The sequence below is a fragment of the Niallia sp. FSL W8-0635 genome, assembly GCF_038007965.1.
In the GTDB taxonomy this organism is placed as follows: Bacteria; Bacillota; Bacilli; order Bacillales; family Cytobacillaceae; genus Niallia.
In genome coordinates, this window is record NZ_JBBOYD010000001.1 from 4572723 (window position 1) to 4592668 (window position 19946).

Consider the following 19946-nt stretch of genomic DNA (forward strand, 5'->3'; position numbering starts at 1 on the left):
TTATTCGTCTAAACTAGTAATAAATTTTATTCATATTTAGGAGGAATTTAACGATGTCAATTATTGGAAGAGAAGTTGCGCCATTTAAAGCTCAAGCATTTCAAAAAGGTGAATTTATTGAAGTAACAGAAGAAAACTTAAAAGGTAAATGGAGTATTTTCTGTTTTTACCCAGCTGATTTCACTTTTGTATGCCCAACTGAATTAGAAGATTTACAAAACGAATATGCTACATTAAAAAACCTTGGTGTAGAAGTATACTCTGTTTCAACAGACACTCATTTCACACACAAAGCATGGCATGATCATTCAGATGCAATCGGAAAAATTGAGTACATAATGATTGGTGATCCAACACAAAGAATTTCTCGTGACTTTGAAATTCTAAACGAAGAAGCTGGTCTTGCAGACCGTGGAACTTTCATTATCGATCCAGATGGTAAAATCCAAGCTGTTGAAATCAATGCTGATGGTATCGGCCGTGACGCTAGCACACTTGTTAACAAAATTAAAGCTGCACAATATGTACGCAACAATCCAGGTGAAGTTTGCCCAGCTAAATGGCAAGAAGGTAGCACAACACTTAAGCCTAGCCTAGACCTTGTTGGTAAAATTTAAGGGAGTGGCTCTATATGTTACTAGATAATGAAATAAAAGGGCAATTGAATCAATATTTGCAAATGATGGAAGGCGATGTGGTTCTTAAGGTTAGCACGGGATCTGATGAAGTATCCCGTGACATGCTAGCCCTAGTTGATGAACTAGCTACTATGTCATCTAATATCAAAGTAGAAACAACTGAATTAGAGAGAACACCAAGCTTTAGTGTGAATCGTGTTGGAGAAGATACTGGAATTACTTTTGCTGGTATCCCTCTAGGACATGAATTTACTTCTCTAGTATTAGCTTTACTTCAAGTAAGTGGTAGAGCTCCTAAGGTAGAGCAAAAAGTAATCGATCAAATTAAAGCAATCAAAGGTGAATATCGCTTTGAATCTTACATTAGCTTAACTTGCCATAACTGTCCGGATGTTGTACAAGCATTGAATGTTATGAGTCTTTTAAACCCTGGAATCACACATACAATGATTGACGGGGCTGCTTTTAAAGAAGAAGTAGAAAGCAAAGATATCATGGCAGTGCCTACTGTTTTCCTTAATGGAGAATCATTCGGCAGTGGTCGTATGTCATTAGAAGAAATTTTAGCAAAAATGGGTAGCACAGCTGATGCTTCTGAATTTGCTAGCAAAGAACCTTTTGATGTATTAGTAGTTGGTGGTGGTCCTGCTGGTTCAAGTGCTGCAATCTATGCTGCACGTAAAGGAATCCGCACTGGTATTGTTGCAGAACGCTTCGGTGGCCAAATCATGGATACTTTAGCTATTGAAAACTTCATTAGTGTAAAGCAAACAGAAGGTCCTAAGCTTGCAGCTAGTTTAGAAGAACATGTAAAAGAATATAACATTGATGTTATGAATCTTCAACGTGCTAAACGCCTAGAGAAAAAGGATTTAATAGAAATCGAGCTAGAGAATGGTGCCGTTCTTAAAAGTAAATCTGTTATTCTATCAACTGGTGCTCGCTGGCGTAATGTTGGCGTACCTGGTGAAGCAGAATTTAAGAACAAAGGTGTAGCATATTGCCCACACTGTGACGGTCCATTATTTACTGGAAAAGATGTTGCTGTAATTGGTGGCGGTAACTCAGGAATTGAAGCTGCTATTGACTTGGCAGGAATTGTGAAACACGTAACAGTTCTTGAATATATGTCAGAATTAAAAGCTGATTCTGTTTTACAAGAGCGTCTTTATAGCCTTCCAAACGTTACTGTTCTTAAAAATGTTCAAACAAAAGAAATTACTGGTACTGATAAAGTTAACGGTATTACTTATATTGAACGTGAGACAGGCGAAGAAAAACATGTCGAGCTTGCAGGTGTATTCGTTCAAATCGGTCTAGTACCTAATACAGATTGGTTAGAAGGCGCTGTAGAGCGTAACAGAATGGGTGAAATTCTTGTCGATAAGCATGGTGCTACAAGCCTACCAGGTGTATTCGCAGCTGGAGATTGTACAGACAGTGCTTATAAGCAAATCATTATTTCTATGGGTTCAGGTGCAACTGCTTCTTTAGGTGCATTTGATTATCTAATCCGTAATTAATAGGTGTTTATGTAAAAGAGCTTCCTTTTTGGGGAGCTCTTTTTTATTATGTGGATTTTATTTGGTAGGGGTTGTAGGTGGTTTTTTGTAATTTTTTTATTGTGAAATGACTAATTAAAAGGCCAATCCTCTAAAACAGGACTGGCCTTCATTCATTTCCACTTTATAATTCTAGCTCCATCCACTCATCTGTTTCCTTAAATCCGAACTTCTTGTAAACAGGCCTTCCGAGCTTTGAGGCACCTAGCCACATTTTTGTAATGCCTAAGCTTTTTGCTTCGTCTACTAATTTGGTTAATAGACTGGTAGCAATTCCTTTTCCACGATATTCATTTTTCGTATACATATTTGTCACATAAGCTTTTTTACCGCTTTTATTGGTATACGAAGGGGGAAAGTCATAAATAACGATTGCTCCAGTTGCTATGATTTCGTTTTGTTCCATTGCGATTAATTGAATTAGAGATTCATCAGTAAACTTCTTTTCAAAAAAAGCTTCTAGCTCTTTATCAATATCTTTATCTGCTTTAATCCCTTCATCTACTAACTGGGTTTTCCTCAGCTCCATTAGCAAGTGGATATCCTCAATTGTCGCTTTACGATAATTCATCTAATCCCCCTCGTTTTGATATACTTTATTATTATTTATTCCATTTTCCTTTTGTAAGCTTTTTTTCTGAGCCGAAAAGCATTGTTACACTAAGGCCTAATACAAAGGTAACAAGACATAATATAATGGTAGTCGCTCCCGTTACCATTCCAGGAAAAACAACGAAAAGAGAACCAATAATTAGTCCTATAATGATTGCATACGTGATATGTGGGAAATGAGAAAGTGAATATTTAATCCCTTTACTACTTCCAATAAATCCAACTACTGCGCCAAGTCCAATAACTAAGATTACTGGAATATTCAATGTCGACAATGCATTAATTGCTGTTGAATAGACGCCAAGCAACAGTAAAATAAACGAACCACTAATTCCCGGAAGAAGCATTGCCATACTTGCAAGCCAACCAGAGAAAAATAATCCTATAACTGACAATACCGATAAGGAGGTGATAGGCTCTGTAGTTTTTTCTGGGTTAAAAAAAGCCATTGAAGCAATCAGAATTGCTGCTATTGCTAAAGTAATATAATGTTTAGAACCAAAATTCTTTTTCGGCTGTGCCTGCTTAAGCATAAGGGGAATAACACCAATAATTAGCCCAATAAAGAAGAATTGAGTAGGTTCATGATAATTCTCAAGTAAATATTCAATTAATCTACTTAGTAATAGGAGGGCAGTACCCATTCCAACTGCTAATGGTATTAAAAAGCTTAGTTGCTCTTTCCAGCGTCTACTAAAAAAGCCACTGATGGCATCCAGCAAACGATCATAGATACCAAGAATAACGGCAATTGTCCCTCCACTTACACCTGGTATTAAGTCACTAATTCCCATAATAAAGCCTCTATATAAATTTTTCCATTCCATTAAATTTTATTTCCTCCCTATCATTTCCTAATAGATTACAAACTATTTTCAAATTCTATCATACCATATTTCCTATTATCATATTTTTTCATAAAATAAAATATTCTTCCATTTATATAATAAATAAGAAAAAACACGGCAAAAATAGGTCCAAATATACTAAACTCTTCAATAATTATCCAACAATAACTTTACAAGTTAACTATTTAATAGGTATAATCATTTTTATAGTTTTGAATGTTCTTTACATATACAATATTCAGAATTAAACAACACAAATAGGGGGAATACTTCATGAAGCGAAAAAATTGGTTATTACTTCTTACTTTTGCATTTGTGCTAAGTGTATTAGCAGCATGCTCTAGTGATAATACCAACGTTTCTACAGATTCAGACGACTCAGAAAAAAAATCAGATGAAAAAGTCCTTAACTTTTTAAATCCAGAGGCCATTCCATCCATGGATCCATCTTTAGCGACAGATGAATCTTCATTTATCTACTTAGGAGCTACTATGGAAGGTCTTTATCGTTTAGATAATGCTACACAACCATCACCCGGTATTGCTACAAAACATTCAGTAAGTGATGATGGTCTAACTTGGACTTTTACATTAAGAGAAGATGCTAAGTGGTCAAATGGGGACCCAGTTACAGCAAATGACTTTGTATATGCATGGCAACGTGCCGTTAATCCTGACACTGGATCAGAGTATGGTCCATATATGATGAATGGTGTAATCAAGAATGCTAGTGCTATCAGCTCTGGCGAACTTGCTGTAGACCAATTAGGAGTTAAGGCTGACGGTGATTATACACTTGTTGTAGAATTGGAAAATCCAACTCCTTACTTTGAAACATTAACTACATTTGGTACATTCTTACCACTAAACCAAAAATTTGTAGAGGAAAAAGGAGATAGCTTTGCAACAAGTTCTGACAACTTATTAGCAAACGGACCTTACACCATCTCAAATTGGGATAGCACTAGCAATTCATGGGTACTTGCAAAGAACGATAATTATTGGGATGCAAGCACCGTACAAATGGACAAATTAACATTTGAAGTAGTAAAAGATCCACAAACAGCACTTAACTTATATGAAAAAGGATCTGTTGATCGAATGGATCTTACATCTGATCTAGTTGATCAATATTCAACAGATGAAAATTATGTTGTTTCAGCAGATACATTTGTATACTTCTTGAAATTTAATCAAACAACATCTGAAGCATTAGCAAACCAAAATATTCGTCTAGCTATTAGCCGTGCATTTGACAAAGAAGCTTTAGTTAACGAAATTTTAAATAACGGTTCAATCGTAGCGAATGGACTTGTTCCAACGGACTTCACTCCAATGCCAGAAACTGGTGAGGACTTCCGTAAAGTTAGCGGAGATCTTGTTTCTTATGATTTAGAAGCAGCTAAAGAATACTGGGCAAAAGGCTTGGAAGAATTAGGTACTGATAAAGTTGAGCTTGAGTTTTTAGCAGATGATGATGTAACAACTAAAACATTAATTCAATATGTTGCTAATCAGTTATCTACTAACTTAGAAGGACTTACAGTTAACATCAAACAAGTTCCAAAAGAGCAAAGACTTGATTTAGATTCAAATATGCAATACGAGCTTCAACTTTCTAGATGGGGTCCTGATTTCCTTGATCCATTTACATTCATGAATCTATGGGTTACAGATGGAGGAAACAATAAAACTGGATATTCTAATAAAGAATACGATCAGTTAGTTGGCGATACTGCAACAAAATATGCAACAGATAATGTTGCTCGTTATGACAACTTCCTAAAAGCAGAAAAACTTTTATTTGAAGATGCACCAATTGCACCGGTTTACCAAGCGTCTAGAGCACAATTAGTTTCACCAAAAGTTCAAGGCGTGTTCGTAAATCCATTCGGAGCAACTTATGAGTATAAGTGGGCTGATGTAGGGGAATAAGAAAAACGTTCTTTTTAAAAAGCAGGAATGTACCGAAATGGTATATTCCTGCTTTTTTATTCATGGAAACATCTCAAATGAATTGTATTTTCAAATGTAAGGAGGGGGATTTCATCTTAAATTAGTGTGACTATCTTTTCTCCGTTAAATAATTATCAACTTCAAGTAGATTTATTCAAATCACTAATATTCATATTCAAATTGACTGGCCACCAAGACCTGCTTATCCAACTTATGAAGCAATACCACTTGATCAATTTGAAGCACAAGCAGAAAGATACAACCAATTATTTAACTTGTATGAGAGACTAGATGACAAGATTAGTAGTGTGACCTTCTGGGGCATCGCAGACAACCATACTTGGTTAAATGATCGTGCCGAGCAGTACAATGATGGAGTCGGTGTTGACGCGCCATTTGTATTTGATACTAACTATCAAGTAAAACCTGCTTACTGGGCCATTATGGATTAAAGAAAAAGCAACACCAAGAAGCTGGATTTCAAGCCTCTTGGTGTTGCCTCCTACCTACTCTATTAAAAGGAATTTATGCTTCTTTCATTACTCGCATAAACTCCTCATAAGTGTTCGCTTTTAAAATCTTATGAACACTCGTATGATCTTCAATAAATTTCCCGAGAACATCATACATTTCTTGCAAGTCTTCCTGGCTATTCTTTTTCACACATAATAAGAAGACAATTTGCACTGTGTTATTATTCCAATTTATTGGTTTTTCTAAAGTACAAACGCATAAAAATGTTTTTTCTGTTTGTGGAGTAATTGGATGCGGGATTGCAACCAAATTTCCATAAGAAGTTGGAGCTACTTTTTCCCGTTCATATACGGCATCTAGAAATGCATTACCCACTAAACCTTGCTCCATTAATTGTGCATGCAAAAAGGTTAAGACTTCTTCTTGTGTTTGAAATCTTTTCTTTAAAAAGACGAGGTCTTGAAGGAAAAATGATTCAATTGGCTGGTGATTATTTTGCTTTAGTATAAATTTTTCAATAGCTTTTAAATCACTTTCCTTGAGTATCGCATTTACCTCTATTACAGGTACAGCAAAGCTATCTTTAATCGGAATAGAGCTTACAATAAAATCAATCTCATTTAAATTATATTGATCAAGCATATAATACTCGGTAGTTCCAATCACCTCTAAATTACTTCCAAAATAAGATTTTAATTTATAATAAATTAACTGAGCTGTTCCTAAACCAGAAGCACATACAACCAGACAGCGCTTCGGACCAGAGCGTAATTTTGTTCTTTCCATTGCCGCACCGATATGTAGAGCTAAATAACCAATCTCATTTTCATCCATTTCAATCCCTGTGTACTCTTTGATGGCAAGCCCTGCAATAATTCCAGCTTCATAGGCAAGTGGATAGTTGTTTTTAATCTCATTCAGCATCGGGTTTCTAATATTCATCCCATATTTAATCCGATTAACTGCTGGCTTCAAATGCATACTCATTCCAAAGATAAGCTCTTCATCTTTTTCAATCCCTAAATCTAATTTCTCTTCCATTTTTGACAAGACAAAGTGAACTAGCTGAAGAATATCATCTTCAATGACATGATCAATATGGCCTTTTTTCTGTGTAACAAGCTTTGTTCCAAGTAAGTGCATGGCAATATAGGCAATCTCTGCTTTAGGGAACTTATTTTGATAAAGTTTCTCTACTTCTTTCACAATTTCATTCGCCACATGATATTCCCTTTGTTGTTCAATTTCATCCATATCTGCATGAAGTATCCCTACATAATGGCCACTAACAATTCGCTTTTGGGCAATGACAATATGAATGAATAAATTGTTTATAGCAATATCAGAAAGGGTTATTTGGTACTTCTTTATTTGTTTTAAAATAATGTCTTGAATAGCTGCCATGTTTTCATCCTCAAAAATGGAGGGAAGCGGATTATCTATTGTATTTGTTGTCTGTTTTTTTCGATCAAGTACATATTCTGATAAACAAAAGCGAACCTTTATTTCATCTCCAACTGCTTTAAGTCCATAATTCGGTCTTGCCTCTAATGTAATGTCATACTTTTGTAGAATCTCTTTCACGTTCTTAATATCTTGTTGAATCGTGGACTTACTTACAAATAATTCATCTGCTAGATCATCTAATTTAAGATAATGATCATTTAATAAAAACCGGATAATTATATAGTTCACCCTATCCTCTGGTGTTTTAGGTATACCCACATGGGATAGAGTGTTTTCTACAAAGATAGAATGTAAGTATTGCTGGAAGACAGGCTTATCCCAAATCTCCAACGTATAGCCTTTTGATATAACAGAGATTATTTTGGCACCATGATTGTTTAATAAGGCATCTAAGTTTTTGATATCTTCTCTCGTCGTTCGAGCCGTCACATGATTAACAGTAGCTAAATATTCACCTGTAACTGGTGTATCCGCTGCCAATAATTCACGTAAAACTTGTTTCATTCGGGAGCTTAACAAAATAAAGTCTCCTTCCTTTTATAATTTTACATATAATTGCTTAAGACTATTTAACAAGGCATATTACAAATAGCCGCAGTCTGAATATATTTCGCTTACCAAGAGGAGAATGCTAAACCTCTCCTATAGGAGTCTTCTTATAATTCAGGTTTTCTTAAACGATAATCCTTTGAAAACAATATTACTCAAAAAGGTTCTGATCTCCATCTTTGATCAGAACCTATCCTTTATATCATTAAGAAATTATATCAGAAATGATTAAAAATTCATCTAAAACCCATTGTTTTTTGCTACATTTTTAAACCAATAAGCACTTTTCTTTGGGGTTCTTTGCTGTGTCTTTATGTCTACTGAAATGAAACCATAACGATTTTTATAAGCATTAGACCAAGACCAGTTATCCATGAATGTCCATAGATGATATCCTTTTACATTACAGCCTTCTTCCAGGGATTTATGCAGCCATTGTAGATGGCCTTCAATGAATTCAATTCGATAGTCATCTTGAATTTGACCGTCTTTCAAGAAACGCTCTTCATCTTGAACTCCCATCCCATTCTCAGAAATAAAGGACTCCACATTCCCGTAATTTTCCTTTAAATTCACCATAATGTCGTAAATCCCTTTTTCGTAAATTTCCCAACCACGATAAGGATTCATCTTTCTGCCTGGCATCTCATAAGAATCAAAGAACCATTCTGGCATAAACGGACTATATGGATTTGGTAAATGTTCTTTTGCTTTTACTCTGCGCGGCTGATAATAGTTAACACCAAGGATATCCACTGTATTTTCCTTTAGTAATTCTAAATCCCCTTGTTCTACATTTGGCAGTTGTCCATGTTCACGTAGTATTTCTACTAATTCCTTTGGATATTCGCCGAGAACAGCTGGATCTAAGAAGCTTCTATTAAAGAATAAATCACAAATATTTGCTGCCTTTAAATCATATGGATTTTGGCTTCTTGGATACGAAGGTGTTAAATTCAAGACAATCCCAATTTTCGTGTCATTGTCTTTATTCCAGCCTCGAAAAGCTTGGACTGCTTTTGCATGAGCTAATACAGTATGATAAGCAACTTGTGCAGCCTTTTTAAAATCTACAATATTCGGATAGTGGAAATCGTACAAGTATCCACCTTCTACAGGAACAATCGGCTCATTAAAGGTAAACCATTTTTTCACACGATCACCAAATAGTTGGAAGCACTGCAAAGCATATGATTGATAAGCATCAACTACTTCACGATTTTCCCAGCCACCGATGTTCTGCATTTCTAGCGGCATATCGAAATGATACAGGGTAACGAATGGTTCGATTCCATTAGCTAGCAGCTCGTCTATTACATTATTATAAAAGCTTATAGCTTCTGGATTAACTTCTCCCCGTCCGTTCGGAATTAATCTTGACCATGAAATAGATAAGCGGAAAGAATTATGCCCAATTTCTTTCATCAATTGAATATCTTCTTTATATTGATAATAGAAATTAGAAGTAGTTTCTGGTCCCACGTTATCAAAAAAGCGATTTGGCTCTGCCTCATACCAATGATCCCAAATGTTTTTTCCTTTGCCTGCTTCATTTGCTGCGCCTTCTATTTGTGTTGCAGATGTGGCACTTCCCCACCAAAAACCTTCAGGAAATTTGTATTGAACAGTCATTTTGAGAAACCTCCAACTTATTTATTACGATAGATTTCTATTATCTCCGTAGCTAAATCGCGAACAGTAATTGCTGTCATTAGATGATCTTGAGAATGAACTAAAATAACATTCACACCAGCACCATTTCCACTCGCTTCTTCTTGAAGTAGTTTCGTTTGAAAACCATGCGCTTTTCCAAGCTCCGCACTCGCTTCTTCTAATAATCGATCCGCCTCTTCAAAGTTTCCTTCTTTTGCCTCTTGTATTGCTTCCATCGCACATGAACGACCATTTCCAGCGAAAAGAATAATTTGAAAAGCTATTTCTGTCATTTTGTTATCTGTTTCCATCCCTGTCACTCCATTCTCTAATACTAAAGGGGTTTACACTTATGCTTTACTTAAGGTGAAACCCCTTGTTTTCATTTAGATTCCTGCTCGATGCTTCTTATTTTTTATCCCTTTTTTTCTGTTTCATAATAATTTTTATCTAATACTTTTAAGAACGGCCACCAAATAAGCATTACAACAACTAAGTTAAAGATTTGTAGTGCTGCCCCTCTCCAATCATTACCTGTTGCTAAAAATCCACTAATACCAATTGGCGTTGTCCATGGAACAATGATTCCTGCTGGCTTTGGAACAATACCAGCTGACATAGAAAGATAAGTAATTACCGTTACAACTACTGGTGCTAATAGCCAAGGAATAAGAACTAACGGGTTCATGATTATTGGTAATCCAAAAATAATTGGTTCATTTACGTTAAATATCCCTGCTGGTCCACCTAGTTTGCCTAGTTCTTTTGTTTGTCTGCTCTTACCGATTAGGAAGATAAGGATAACAACACCTAGTGTCATTCCTGTACCACCCATACCAACTAAGAATGTATCCATAAATTGCTTTGTAACAACGTTTGGAAGCTCTGTTCCTGCTTGGAAAGCACTAAAGTTTTGGTCATTCAACGCATACCAGATTGGATCTAGTACAGAGTTCATAATAATTTGACCATGTAAACCAAAGAACCAGAATAATTGAATTAATAATACAACTACGATTGTTGCTGGTAGACTACTACCTAAAGCAGTTAATGGCTCTTGGATAATCGTATAAATAAAGTTCTGTACTGTTTCAAAAGGTGTAAAGCTAAATAAAATACGAATGATTAAAAAGATTGTTAATGTTAATGTAATAGGAATCAATGCACTAAATGATCTAGATACAGATTCTGGTACCCCTGGAGGCATTTTAATCGTTAAGTTTTTCTTCACAAATAAGCGATATAGCTCTGCAGATAGAAATGCAGTGAAAATTCCTAAAAACATCCCTTGTGCACCTAAAATCGCAGTTGGGATAACACCTGTTACTTCCCCTAATTCTTGCGGATTTAAGATAAGAAATGATGCTACACCAACTACTGCACCATAAATTGCTTCTAGACCATAATGTTGCGTCAATTTATATCCTATCCCCATTATTACGAATAGCCCCATTATACTTAATGTTGCAGCAGATGCTGGTCCTAACGCATTTTGGTAGGATGCATATGCCTCTGGACTAATCCATTTATCTAGGAAAGGAAAGTTAGCAATTACAACAAAAATCGAACCGAAAATGATTAGCGGCAAAGCAACCATAAAACCATCACGTAATGCTGCTAAATAACGATTGTTGTTCAATTTTTCAGCAATTGGCAACAGAATATTTTCCAAAACCTCCATAAATTTATTCATAAGGTTTTCCTCTCTTCCTTCTATTAGTAAGTGTTTTCATTCTAGAATAAACTTTTACTTATTATTCTCGATTAATTCTAATGCTTTATTTAATACTGCTAAACCATCAATGCGTCCGTAAGCGATGGGATCAATAACATCTAATGGAATACCAACTGTTTCAGCAGCAGCAGCAAGCTTCTTTTTCAAAAAGCGCATTTGTGGACCAATTAAAAGTACATCTGCACGTTCCATATCTGTTTGTGCTTTATCTTGAGCAACAGCCCAAATTTCTACTTCCATTCCTTTTTCTTTTGCAGCATCTCTCATTTTTGAAACTAATAAACTAGTAGACATACCTGATGAACAAGCTAATAAAATTCTTTTCATTTTAATGACCTCCGAGTTAATTTATTTTAAGTAAAATTATTTATTTATGATTACTACGCTTTTATCTTACAATGAAAACACTTTCAACTTAACATATTGTTTTTCCGTCTAAAGGAGGAAATGAAATGTTAGCACTTTCATTTTTCCTTACAATGGAATTTTCGCCTTGCTAAAAAAGGGGGGACCATCAAAAAACCCAGAAGCAATATACTTTGCTCCTGGGTTTTTTGCTTTACTCTTTTTCTTCATAACGGAAATATTTAAAGTCAGCCGGTATGTTTTGGCCGCTTGTATCTTGACATTGCATTCCTACAAACGCTCCTGTAAAGAAGCCGCCACCACGAATATAATCATCCGATAATTTCTTGGATTCAAATGTAATATCTATTTTATGCCACTCTTCTTTATTAAAAGAATATGAATAGTAATAGTTTTCCTTTTCAACTGTTACTTTTAAATATATATATTCCGCTTCACTTGGGACACTAATTTTATTCTTTAATGGTTGAGAGAACGAGAAGTTATCATTAACCGTTAAATCAAGAATGCGTCCAAGCTCTTCATCGTATGTTACTTGCAGCGCTGTCCAATTTTCGGTGTTGTAGTAATTCACTAATCCTGCAGCTTGTTGTATGTTTTCTGGTGTAAAAACTACTGCTGTTTCTGCCTCAAACTGAAGACTTTGCCAACGTCTAGCTACATAAGATTGTGTAAACGTAGATGTTAATGATTCTTGACCAAATAAGCGTAAATGATTAGGTTTTTCTGTTAAGGAACCTAATTGTTCTGTAAATGGAATACGTAGTGTTTGAAAATTAATATTTAGCTTGTCTTGATCAAATTCATCCACAACTGGATAAGTAGAAGGAAACTTTGTTTCAGGAATGTTTGGCGCTTCTACTTCTAGACTTCCTTCTTTTCCTCCTACTACATATGGCCAGTCTTCTTTCCATTCAAGCTTTTGAATAGCTGTTTCCCTTCCTAATGGACAGTATCCTCTTTGTTGAATAATAGAAGCATCATCTGGATGGATAGGACGTCCAGTTAAATGAGCTAAATACCATTCACCTGTATGTGTTTGAACAATAGAAGCATGTCCACATTTTTGCAATGGATTTCTAGGGTCGTGCCAAGATGTTAAAATCGGGTTATTTGGATGAACCTCATACGGACCTTCTATGTTTTTGGAACGGGCAATCGTTGCAGCATGCTCATACTCTGTTCCACCTTCTGCTGTTAACAAGTAATAATATTCACCGATATGATAAAGATGTGGCGCTTCCGTTAATTTAATATCCGTACCTTTAAAAATATTTTGAGGTTTATTGATTAACTTCTTCTGCTCTGTGCAATATTCTTGCATCACAATTCCACCGAACGGGTGACGATCTATTCGTTGGTCCCACAGCATATTTAACAAATATTTCTTACCGTCCGTGTCATGGAACAAGGAGGCATCAAATCCAGAACTATTTAATTTAACTGGCTCTCCCCAATCACCATCAACCGTTTCAGAAGTAACCAAATAGTTATGACAATCCTTCCAGGCACCATCTACTACTTTCACATCTGTATAAATAAGCCAAAACTTTCCGTCACTATAACTTAAGCAAGGTGCCCACACACCACCAGAGTTAGGATTTCCTTTCATATCTAGTTGAGATACTCTTTGTAAAGGGTGTGCAACCAATTCCCAATTTACTAAATCCTTAGAATGATGAATTTGTACTCCTGGGAACCATTCGAAGGTCGATACTGCAATATAATAGTCTTCTCCAACTCTACAAATACTTGGATCTGGATTAAATCCTTTAAGTACTGGGTTGATAATCTTCATCTTAACATCCTCCTCATAACTACGCTTCAATAGAATAAGTACTTTTAATGGTTATAGATTAATCGTTTAGTAAAACTATTATTTAGCCTCAAATTCTTCAATGTTATCTAAGTAAATTTTATCTCGGTTCTCTAATTCTCTTATCATTTTGTCATATGTCTTTTCATCAAGATTATAGAAATTGATATCAACCATTGCTAATATTAAGAAAATTACCGGTACAACAGTTGTTGTAATAAGAATTCCCATTAATGCCTCTGGAGTTTGAACTTGATTGGCAATATAGCCGAATTTGTCCAAAATTAAGCCTGGGACAATACCGCCAAGGGCCATACCAAATTTAAAAAAGAATCCGATAATAGCATAAATCAAACCACCCATTCGTTTTCCAGTCTTATATTCCCCATATTCAATGGTTTCTGGAATAAGCGCCCACATATAGCCTCCAGCTGTAAGACTTCCTGCTGCAGCAACTAGACGGAAAATAAGAACAAGGGCCACATTGCTAGGCGGAATAACGAGCAAAGCTAAAAGGCCAACAATATTTAATAGTAATGCATAGTTTAATAGCCTCTTTTTACCAAGCGCTTTACTAATTTTAGGTAAAAACGGAAGTACTACTAAAGCAGGCAAACTTCCAAGTAACCCATACCACTTTACTAAATCTTCTCTACCTAGATTATATGTTACATAGTAGATTCCTACAGAGTTACTAATAGAGTTAACACCAAAGATAATGATAAAGAAAATACTTAAAACTACTAATGGACGATTAATACGAAATTGCTCAAAGATATCGGTTAACTTAACTTTTTCTACCGTTTTTTGTAATACTACACGCTCTTTTGTACTCTTAAAGCAGAAAATTAATAGACAAGCGCCAATAACTCCTAAAATACTCATCGTTAACTGCCAGCCAAGCGCAGAATTTTCTGTAGTATTTCCTAGAAATGTTGATAATAACGGAACAAAAAAGGCTACTACTAATCCACCTACGTTCGCTAAAATCATTCGAACCGATGTAATACTAACTACTTCTTGATTATTTCTTGTCATAGCAGAAGTTAATGCACCATATGGAACATTTATTGTTGTATAAACAAGTGATAAACCAACGTAAGTAATATAAGCATAGATTAATTTTCCAGCACTTGAAAAATCAGGCGTCGTAAAGCATAGAATTGCTAATATTGCAAAAGGAAAAGCACCGAATAGAAGGTACGGTCTAAAGCGACCAAACTTTGTATTGGTTCTATCAACAATTGTTCCAATAAAAGGATCTGCAAGGGCATCAATGATACGAACTACTAAAAACATTGTACCTGCTGCAGCTGCTGATAACCCATAAACATCGGTGTAAAAAAATAAAAGGTAGGTTGAAACTGTTGTGTAAATCAAATTACATGCAAAATCTCCTGATGCATAGCCAAATTTCTCATTTAAACTAATTTTTTTCAAATTTTCACTTGTCATCATCTTTCCTCCTTTAAAAGCCTCCTGCCAATGCTACCTAACTCCAAAAAGAAGTTCTTTATCTAGTTAGTTGCTTTTAAAGCATCTTAAGAGTTTCTTGTATCTTATTATCTTTTCTTTCATGCATACTAGTTTCTACTTGGTCACATTGGAACCGTTTCCACTTTGGATAATAAATAGCCCTTTGCCATATATCCGTTCCTTCACCAGTATAAATACTGATTCTGTCTAACTTACCTGACTCTTGTTAGATCACAGAAAGATCTCAAGTAGACTAATCAAATTTTTCCTATCCATAATTTGTGTAAACCTAAATTCACCTCGCATTTCCTCTTTGATGAGCTAACAGGAACAAATTATTTTTTTAACCAGTTAGTTTGTTCGTCGTATAAACTAAGTTAAACCTTTTTGTAAGCGTTTGTCAATCATTTCACACAAATTACATAAAATTTGGGCTAATTCTATTAAGCTTATATTTAAATTTTTCACGTAGACCTTATCAATCATTTTGGCTTTTTGACAGATATTTTTCAAAAAAAAAGAACTTCCATTTTTCAATGAAAGTCCTGATTATCTTATATTTAATGCCGGCAAAAACAAAAACAGCGAGCTCTTTCTGGATCAGCCTTTTTCAAAGCTATAAATGCTATTAATTTTAACATAGCCGCTCAAAAAAATTTTTTTCTCTCCTACTTTTGCTCTCTTCATTTCCATTCCAGCATTTAGTTATAAATGGCTTTTTTCTCACTTAAACCAAGTGTCTGTGCAGTTAATGTATGAACTTCATGCAAAAGCTCTGGATTTTCCTTCAAAGAAACTCCATATGATGGAATCATTTCTTTTAATTTTGATTCCCATGCTGGAAGTTGTTCCGGAAAACATTTTCGAATAACTTCCAGCATTACATGAACAGCAGTTGATGCTCCAGGTGAAGCCCCAAGCAATGCTGCAATAGAACCATCAGCAGCAGTTACAACTTCTGTTCCAAATTGAAGTGTTCCTTTGCCTCCAGCTTCTGTATCTTTGATAACCTGCACACGCTGTCCAGCCACAACAAGTTCCCAATCTTCTGCTTTAGCATTCGGAATAAATTCACGTAACTCTTCTATCCGCTTCTCTTTGGATAACATAAGCTGCTGAATTAAATAGCTTGTTAAAGACATATTTTTGGCACCTGCTGCTAACATAGTGAACAAGTTATCTGGTTTGACAGATGTAATTAAGTCAAACATCGAGCCTGTTTTTAAGAATTTTGGCGAGAAGCCAGCGAAAGGACCAAATAGTAAAGACTTTTTATTGTCAATAAAACGTGTATCTAAATGGGGAACAGACATTGGCGGCGCTCCAACCTTTGCTTTCCCATATACTTTTGCATGATGCTTTGCAACAATTTCTGGATTTTTACATACTAAAAATATACCACTTACAGGGAATCCGCCCATATGCTTCCCTTCAGGAATACCAGATTTCTGCAGTAAATGCAGACTACCACCTCCGCCTCCAATAAAGACAAATTTAGCAGAATGAGTTTCTGTAGCACCACTATCCAGATTTTGTACTTTCACATCCCACAAGCCATCTGATGTACGTTTTAAATCATTTACACTATGCTTGTAGTTAATTCTCACATCTTTCTGCGCTAAATCAGCAAACAATAGTCGCGTTAATGCGCCAAAATTTACATCTGTGCCTGAATCAATCTTCGTTGCCGCAATCGGCTCCTTTGAATCACGATTCTGCATAATAAGAGGTATCCACTCTTTCAGTTTTTCTGGGTCCTTTGAAAATTCCATTCCTTCAAATAATGGATTACTTACCATTGCTTCAAACCGCTTCTGTAAAAACGCTACATTCTTTTCCCCTAATACTAAACTCATATGAGGTAATGGCATAATAAAGTCATCTGGATTATGTATTACTTGATTATTTACAAGATAAGACCAAAATTGCAAGGAAACTTGAAACTGTTCGTTAATTTCTAACGCCTTTTTAATGTCTACAGAGCCATCTGGTTTTTCCACTGTGTAGTTTAGCTCACAAAGTGCTGCATGCCCTGTTCCCGCATTATTCCATTCATTGGAGCTTTCTTCTCCTGCGCTTGCTAATTTTTCAAATACTGTAATTTTTAAATCCGGGTTTAATTCTTTTAATAGCATCCCTAGCGTTGCACTCATAATCCCTGCACCAATTAAAATAACGTCTGTTTTCGTTTCTTTTCTGCTCATTTTAACCTTCCTTATACTCTTAGATTTTCAGAAAAAATGTAAGCGTTCCCTTTTTAATGCAATTAAACTTGTCATACATCATTTCTGTCTCAAGCATTACTTGGTTAAAGCTTCGTTTATTTTCAAAAAATTTTAAATAGTTATCTTTTATTATACGATAGTTATTCATTTTTTTAAAGCCAGAAATGAACAAGAATTGTCCCAAAAAAAGAAGCCCTACCCTAGCAAAAAACTGGGATAAGGCATTGATATGCAATTTATCAATAAAATATGACTTCCATCAACCTTGTATTTAAAATGCAGGGATTGCTGTTTCCGCATATTTTTCTTCTAAAAATTTACGAACCTCTGGGCTTGTCATAGCTTCTGCTAGCTTTTGAATTGGTTCCCAATCTGCATTATCCTTACGAGCTACTAATGTAATCGCAAAGTCATTTTCTACTCCCTCTGTTAGCAATGCATCGCTTTTTGGTGTTAAGCCAAGCGGTGATGCATAAGCTGGTGTCATCACAACTAGATCAGCGTCATCATACATTCTCGCAAGCATTAATAAATCAACTTCCTCAAACTTTAAGTTTTTCGGATTTTCTACAATATCAGCTTTTGTATAATAAGGACCTGTTTTCTCTTTTAAGGTAATCACATCATGTTGTGCTAATAATGCTAAAGAACGGTCAATATTGGAAACATCATTTGCAATCGCAATTACCGCATCCTCTGGCACTTTATCCATAGAATCATATTCTTTTGAATATACACCATAGTTTGCAAAATAGATTGCTTTAACAGGGACTAGCTCTGCATCATTACTGCGGTTGAATTCCTCCATATACGGAACGTGTTGGAAAAAGTTTGCATCTACTTCACCTGCTGCAAGAGCAGTATTTGGTTGCACATTATCACTTAATACAACCATATCCAGATTGATGCCTTCCTCTGCTAATGTCGGTTTAACAAGTTCAAGAATTTCAGTCATTGGAGGAATTAAGGAAGCAACCTTCAATGTTACTTCTTCTTTCTCTTTATTTTGCTCATCCTTTTGGTCAGTTTCAGTATTGTCTTTTCCACAACCTGCCAAAATAAATAAACCTATCATCATTAAAAATAGAATTTTCTTCATTCGTTTATCTCCTATCATTTACCTTTTATCAAGTATTTTTGCAATGGCTGTACCAGTAAATTGTATAGCCTGTACTAATATTACCATAATAATGATCATATAAATCATTAAGTCTGTTTTAAATTGTTGATACCCATAGCGAATGGCAAAATCTCCAATACCACCGCCTCCAACGACTCCCATGATGGTCGAATAAGAAATAAAGCTAATAATCGATGTTGTTAAGCCTAATACAAGTCCAGAACGAGCTTCCACATAAAGAAATTTAAAGATTACTTCTTTTACAGATGCGCCCATTGAAATGGCTGCTTCTATTACACCCTTCGGCACTTCCAATAAAGATTGCTCAACTAATCGAGAATAGTGGGCAATGGCGATAATGGATAATGGAACAGTCGCAGCAGCTGTACCAATCGCAGTTCCTATAAGAATTCTTGTAAACGGAATTAAAAAGACAACCAATAGTAAAAATGGAAACGAACGAATAATATTTACTACTAAATTCAACGTAGAAAAAAGAAATGGGTTCTCCAACATTTTTCCCTTTCTGGATAAGAAAAGCAATGTACCAACTGGAAGCCCAATTATAACGGCTGCTAGAATAGACATACCTACCATAATAAAGGTTTGACCAATGGATTGCCAAATTTCCATTCTATATTGAACTAATATCTCAGGCATGGTATACTTCACCATCCTTTTTCAGCTGTTCAACCAATTTTTTAGAAGTATTATTTATTTGCTGTATTCCTTTTGGTTCGATTGCCACTGTATCATAAATTCCACCGTCTTCCATCACCGTTACGCGATTGCATATACTTTTAATTACTTCCATCTCATGGCTGACGATTACAATCGTTACGCCTAGACGTTTATTCACATCCTCTAATACATGTAAAATTTCAGCTGTTGTTTTCGGATCAAGTGAAGAGGTTGGTTCATCACATAATAAAACTTGCGGATTATTGGCAATAGCTCTTGCAATAGCAACACGCTGCTTTTGTCCCCCACTCAATTGGGCTGGATATTTGTCCATGAAGCTTTCCAATCCTACAAATTGAAGACACTCTAGCACCCGGTTTTTCCTGTCTTTCCTAGGATAGTTAGCAAGCTCCAAAGAAACTGCAACATTCTCATAAACCGTCTTATTAGCTACAAGATTAAAATGCTGAAAAATCATTCCAATGGATTGGCGAGCTTGACGAAGTTGTTTATAGCTTAAGCTAGTCAGCACTTTTCCATCCACTTCCACTTCTCCATCATCAGGTACCTCTAATAAATTCATGAGCCGAAGCAGCGTTGATTTACCAGCACCACTCGCACCAATTATCCCAAAGATTTCACCCTTATGTATCGCTAAAGAAATAGACTTAATAACTTGGTAATGAGCAAAACTTTTACTAACATTACGTAATTGAATCATATCAAAAACCCCCTTTACCATTTGAAGGGTAATTACAACCTTTTCAT

General features: G+C 35.5%; 17 protein-coding genes. 4 read left to right on the plus strand and 13 right to left on the minus strand.

Going from position 1 to position 19946, the window contains the following annotated elements; translation table 11 throughout:
- Positions 1-53: 53 nt before the first annotated feature.
- Both ahpC and ahpF read left to right on the plus strand, forming a co-directional pair.
- Positions 54-617 carry an alkyl hydroperoxide reductase subunit C gene (gene ahpC, locus NYE52_RS21750; RefSeq protein ID WP_312094117.1) on the plus strand — a complete coding sequence of 188 codons (564 nt, stop codon included), beginning with the start codon at positions 54-56 and terminating at the stop codon, positions 615-617.
- Between the two features lie 14 nt (positions 618-631).
- Complete coding sequence (gene ahpF / locus NYE52_RS21755) at positions 632-2161, plus strand: alkyl hydroperoxide reductase subunit F (protein ID WP_341194989.1); 1530 nt, start codon at positions 632-634, stop codon at positions 2159-2161.
- Between the two features lie 163 nt (positions 2162-2324).
- Here the strand turns inward: ahpF and NYE52_RS21760 are convergent, their stop codons facing one another.
- The gene (locus NYE52_RS21760) at positions 2325-2771 is read right to left on the minus strand and encodes a GNAT family N-acetyltransferase (protein WP_341194990.1); all 447 of its coding nucleotides are present in this window, start codon (positions 2769-2771) and stop codon (positions 2325-2327) included.
- 31 nt (positions 2772-2802) lie between these two features.
- Positions 2803-3639: a DUF368 domain-containing protein gene (locus NYE52_RS21765; protein WP_341194991.1), complete on the minus strand. Its 837-nt coding sequence runs from the start codon at positions 3637-3639 to the stop codon at positions 2803-2805.
- A gap of 294 nt (positions 3640-3933) precedes the next feature.
- On the opposite strand from NYE52_RS21765, the gene NYE52_RS21770 reads away from it, so the two are divergent.
- Together NYE52_RS21770 and NYE52_RS21775 are read left to right on the plus strand one after the other, a co-directional pair.
- Positions 3934-5595: a peptide ABC transporter substrate-binding protein gene (locus tag NYE52_RS21770; protein WP_341194992.1), complete on the plus strand. Its 1662-nt coding sequence runs from the start codon at positions 3934-3936 to the stop codon at positions 5593-5595.
- 179 nt (positions 5596-5774) lie between these two features.
- Positions 5775-6068, plus strand: a complete 294-nt coding sequence (locus NYE52_RS21775; protein WP_341195271.1) for an endo-1,4-beta-xylanase — start codon at positions 5775-5777, stop codon at positions 6066-6068.
- Positions 6069-6141: 73 nt separating this feature from the next.
- On the opposite strand, the gene NYE52_RS21780 is transcribed toward NYE52_RS21775, so the two are convergent.
- From NYE52_RS21780 to NYE52_RS21830, 11 genes are all read right to left on the minus strand, one after another.
- Complete coding sequence (locus NYE52_RS21780) at positions 6142-8076, minus strand: BglG family transcription antiterminator (protein ID WP_341194993.1); 1935 nt, start codon at positions 8074-8076, stop codon at positions 6142-6144.
- Positions 8077-8346: 270 nt separating this feature from the next.
- Positions 8347-9738 (minus strand): glycoside hydrolase family 1 protein, encoded by a 1392-nt coding sequence (locus NYE52_RS21785; protein WP_341194994.1) that lies wholly within the window; start codon positions 9736-9738, stop codon positions 8347-8349.
- 17 nt (positions 9739-9755) lie between these two features.
- On the minus strand, positions 9756-10070 hold the full coding sequence (locus NYE52_RS21790) for a PTS lactose/cellobiose transporter subunit IIA (RefSeq protein ID WP_341194995.1): 315 nt from the start codon (positions 10068-10070) through the stop codon (positions 9756-9758).
- A gap of 104 nt (positions 10071-10174) precedes the next feature.
- Positions 10175-11452 (minus strand): PTS cellobiose transporter subunit IIC, encoded by a 1278-nt coding sequence (celB, locus tag NYE52_RS21795; protein ID WP_341194996.1) that lies wholly within the window; start codon positions 11450-11452, stop codon positions 10175-10177.
- A 54-nt stretch (positions 11453-11506) separates the two neighbouring features.
- Entirely contained in the window at positions 11507-11821 is a 315-nt protein-coding gene (locus NYE52_RS21800; protein ID WP_341194997.1) for a PTS sugar transporter subunit IIB, read from the minus strand.
- 232 nt (positions 11822-12053) lie between these two features.
- Positions 12054-13658 (minus strand): xylan 1,4-beta-xylosidase, encoded by a 1605-nt coding sequence (xynB, locus tag NYE52_RS21805; RefSeq protein WP_341194998.1) that lies wholly within the window; start codon positions 13656-13658, stop codon positions 12054-12056.
- A gap of 78 nt (positions 13659-13736) precedes the next feature.
- A complete protein-coding gene (locus tag NYE52_RS21810; RefSeq protein ID WP_341194999.1) occupies positions 13737-15131 on the minus strand; it encodes an MFS transporter in 1395 nt (464 codons plus the stop codon).
- A gap of 722 nt (positions 15132-15853) precedes the next feature.
- On the minus strand, positions 15854-17356 hold the full coding sequence (locus NYE52_RS21815) for a malate:quinone oxidoreductase (RefSeq protein WP_341195000.1): 1503 nt from the start codon (positions 17354-17356) through the stop codon (positions 15854-15856).
- A 292-nt stretch (positions 17357-17648) separates the two neighbouring features.
- On the minus strand, positions 17649-18476 hold the full coding sequence (locus tag NYE52_RS21820; RefSeq protein WP_341195001.1) for a MetQ/NlpA family ABC transporter substrate-binding protein: 828 nt from the start codon (positions 18474-18476) through the stop codon (positions 17649-17651).
- Positions 18477-18494: 18 nt separating this feature from the next.
- Positions 18495-19157, minus strand: a complete 663-nt coding sequence (locus NYE52_RS21825) for a methionine ABC transporter permease (protein ID WP_341195002.1) — start codon at positions 19155-19157, stop codon at positions 18495-18497.
- Positions 19150-19899, minus strand: coding sequence for a methionine ABC transporter ATP-binding protein (locus NYE52_RS21830; protein WP_341195003.1), 750 nt, complete (start codon positions 19897-19899; stop codon positions 19150-19152). The genes NYE52_RS21825 and NYE52_RS21830 overlap by 8 nt, the downstream gene beginning before the upstream one ends.
- Positions 19900-19946 lie beyond the last annotated feature (47 nt).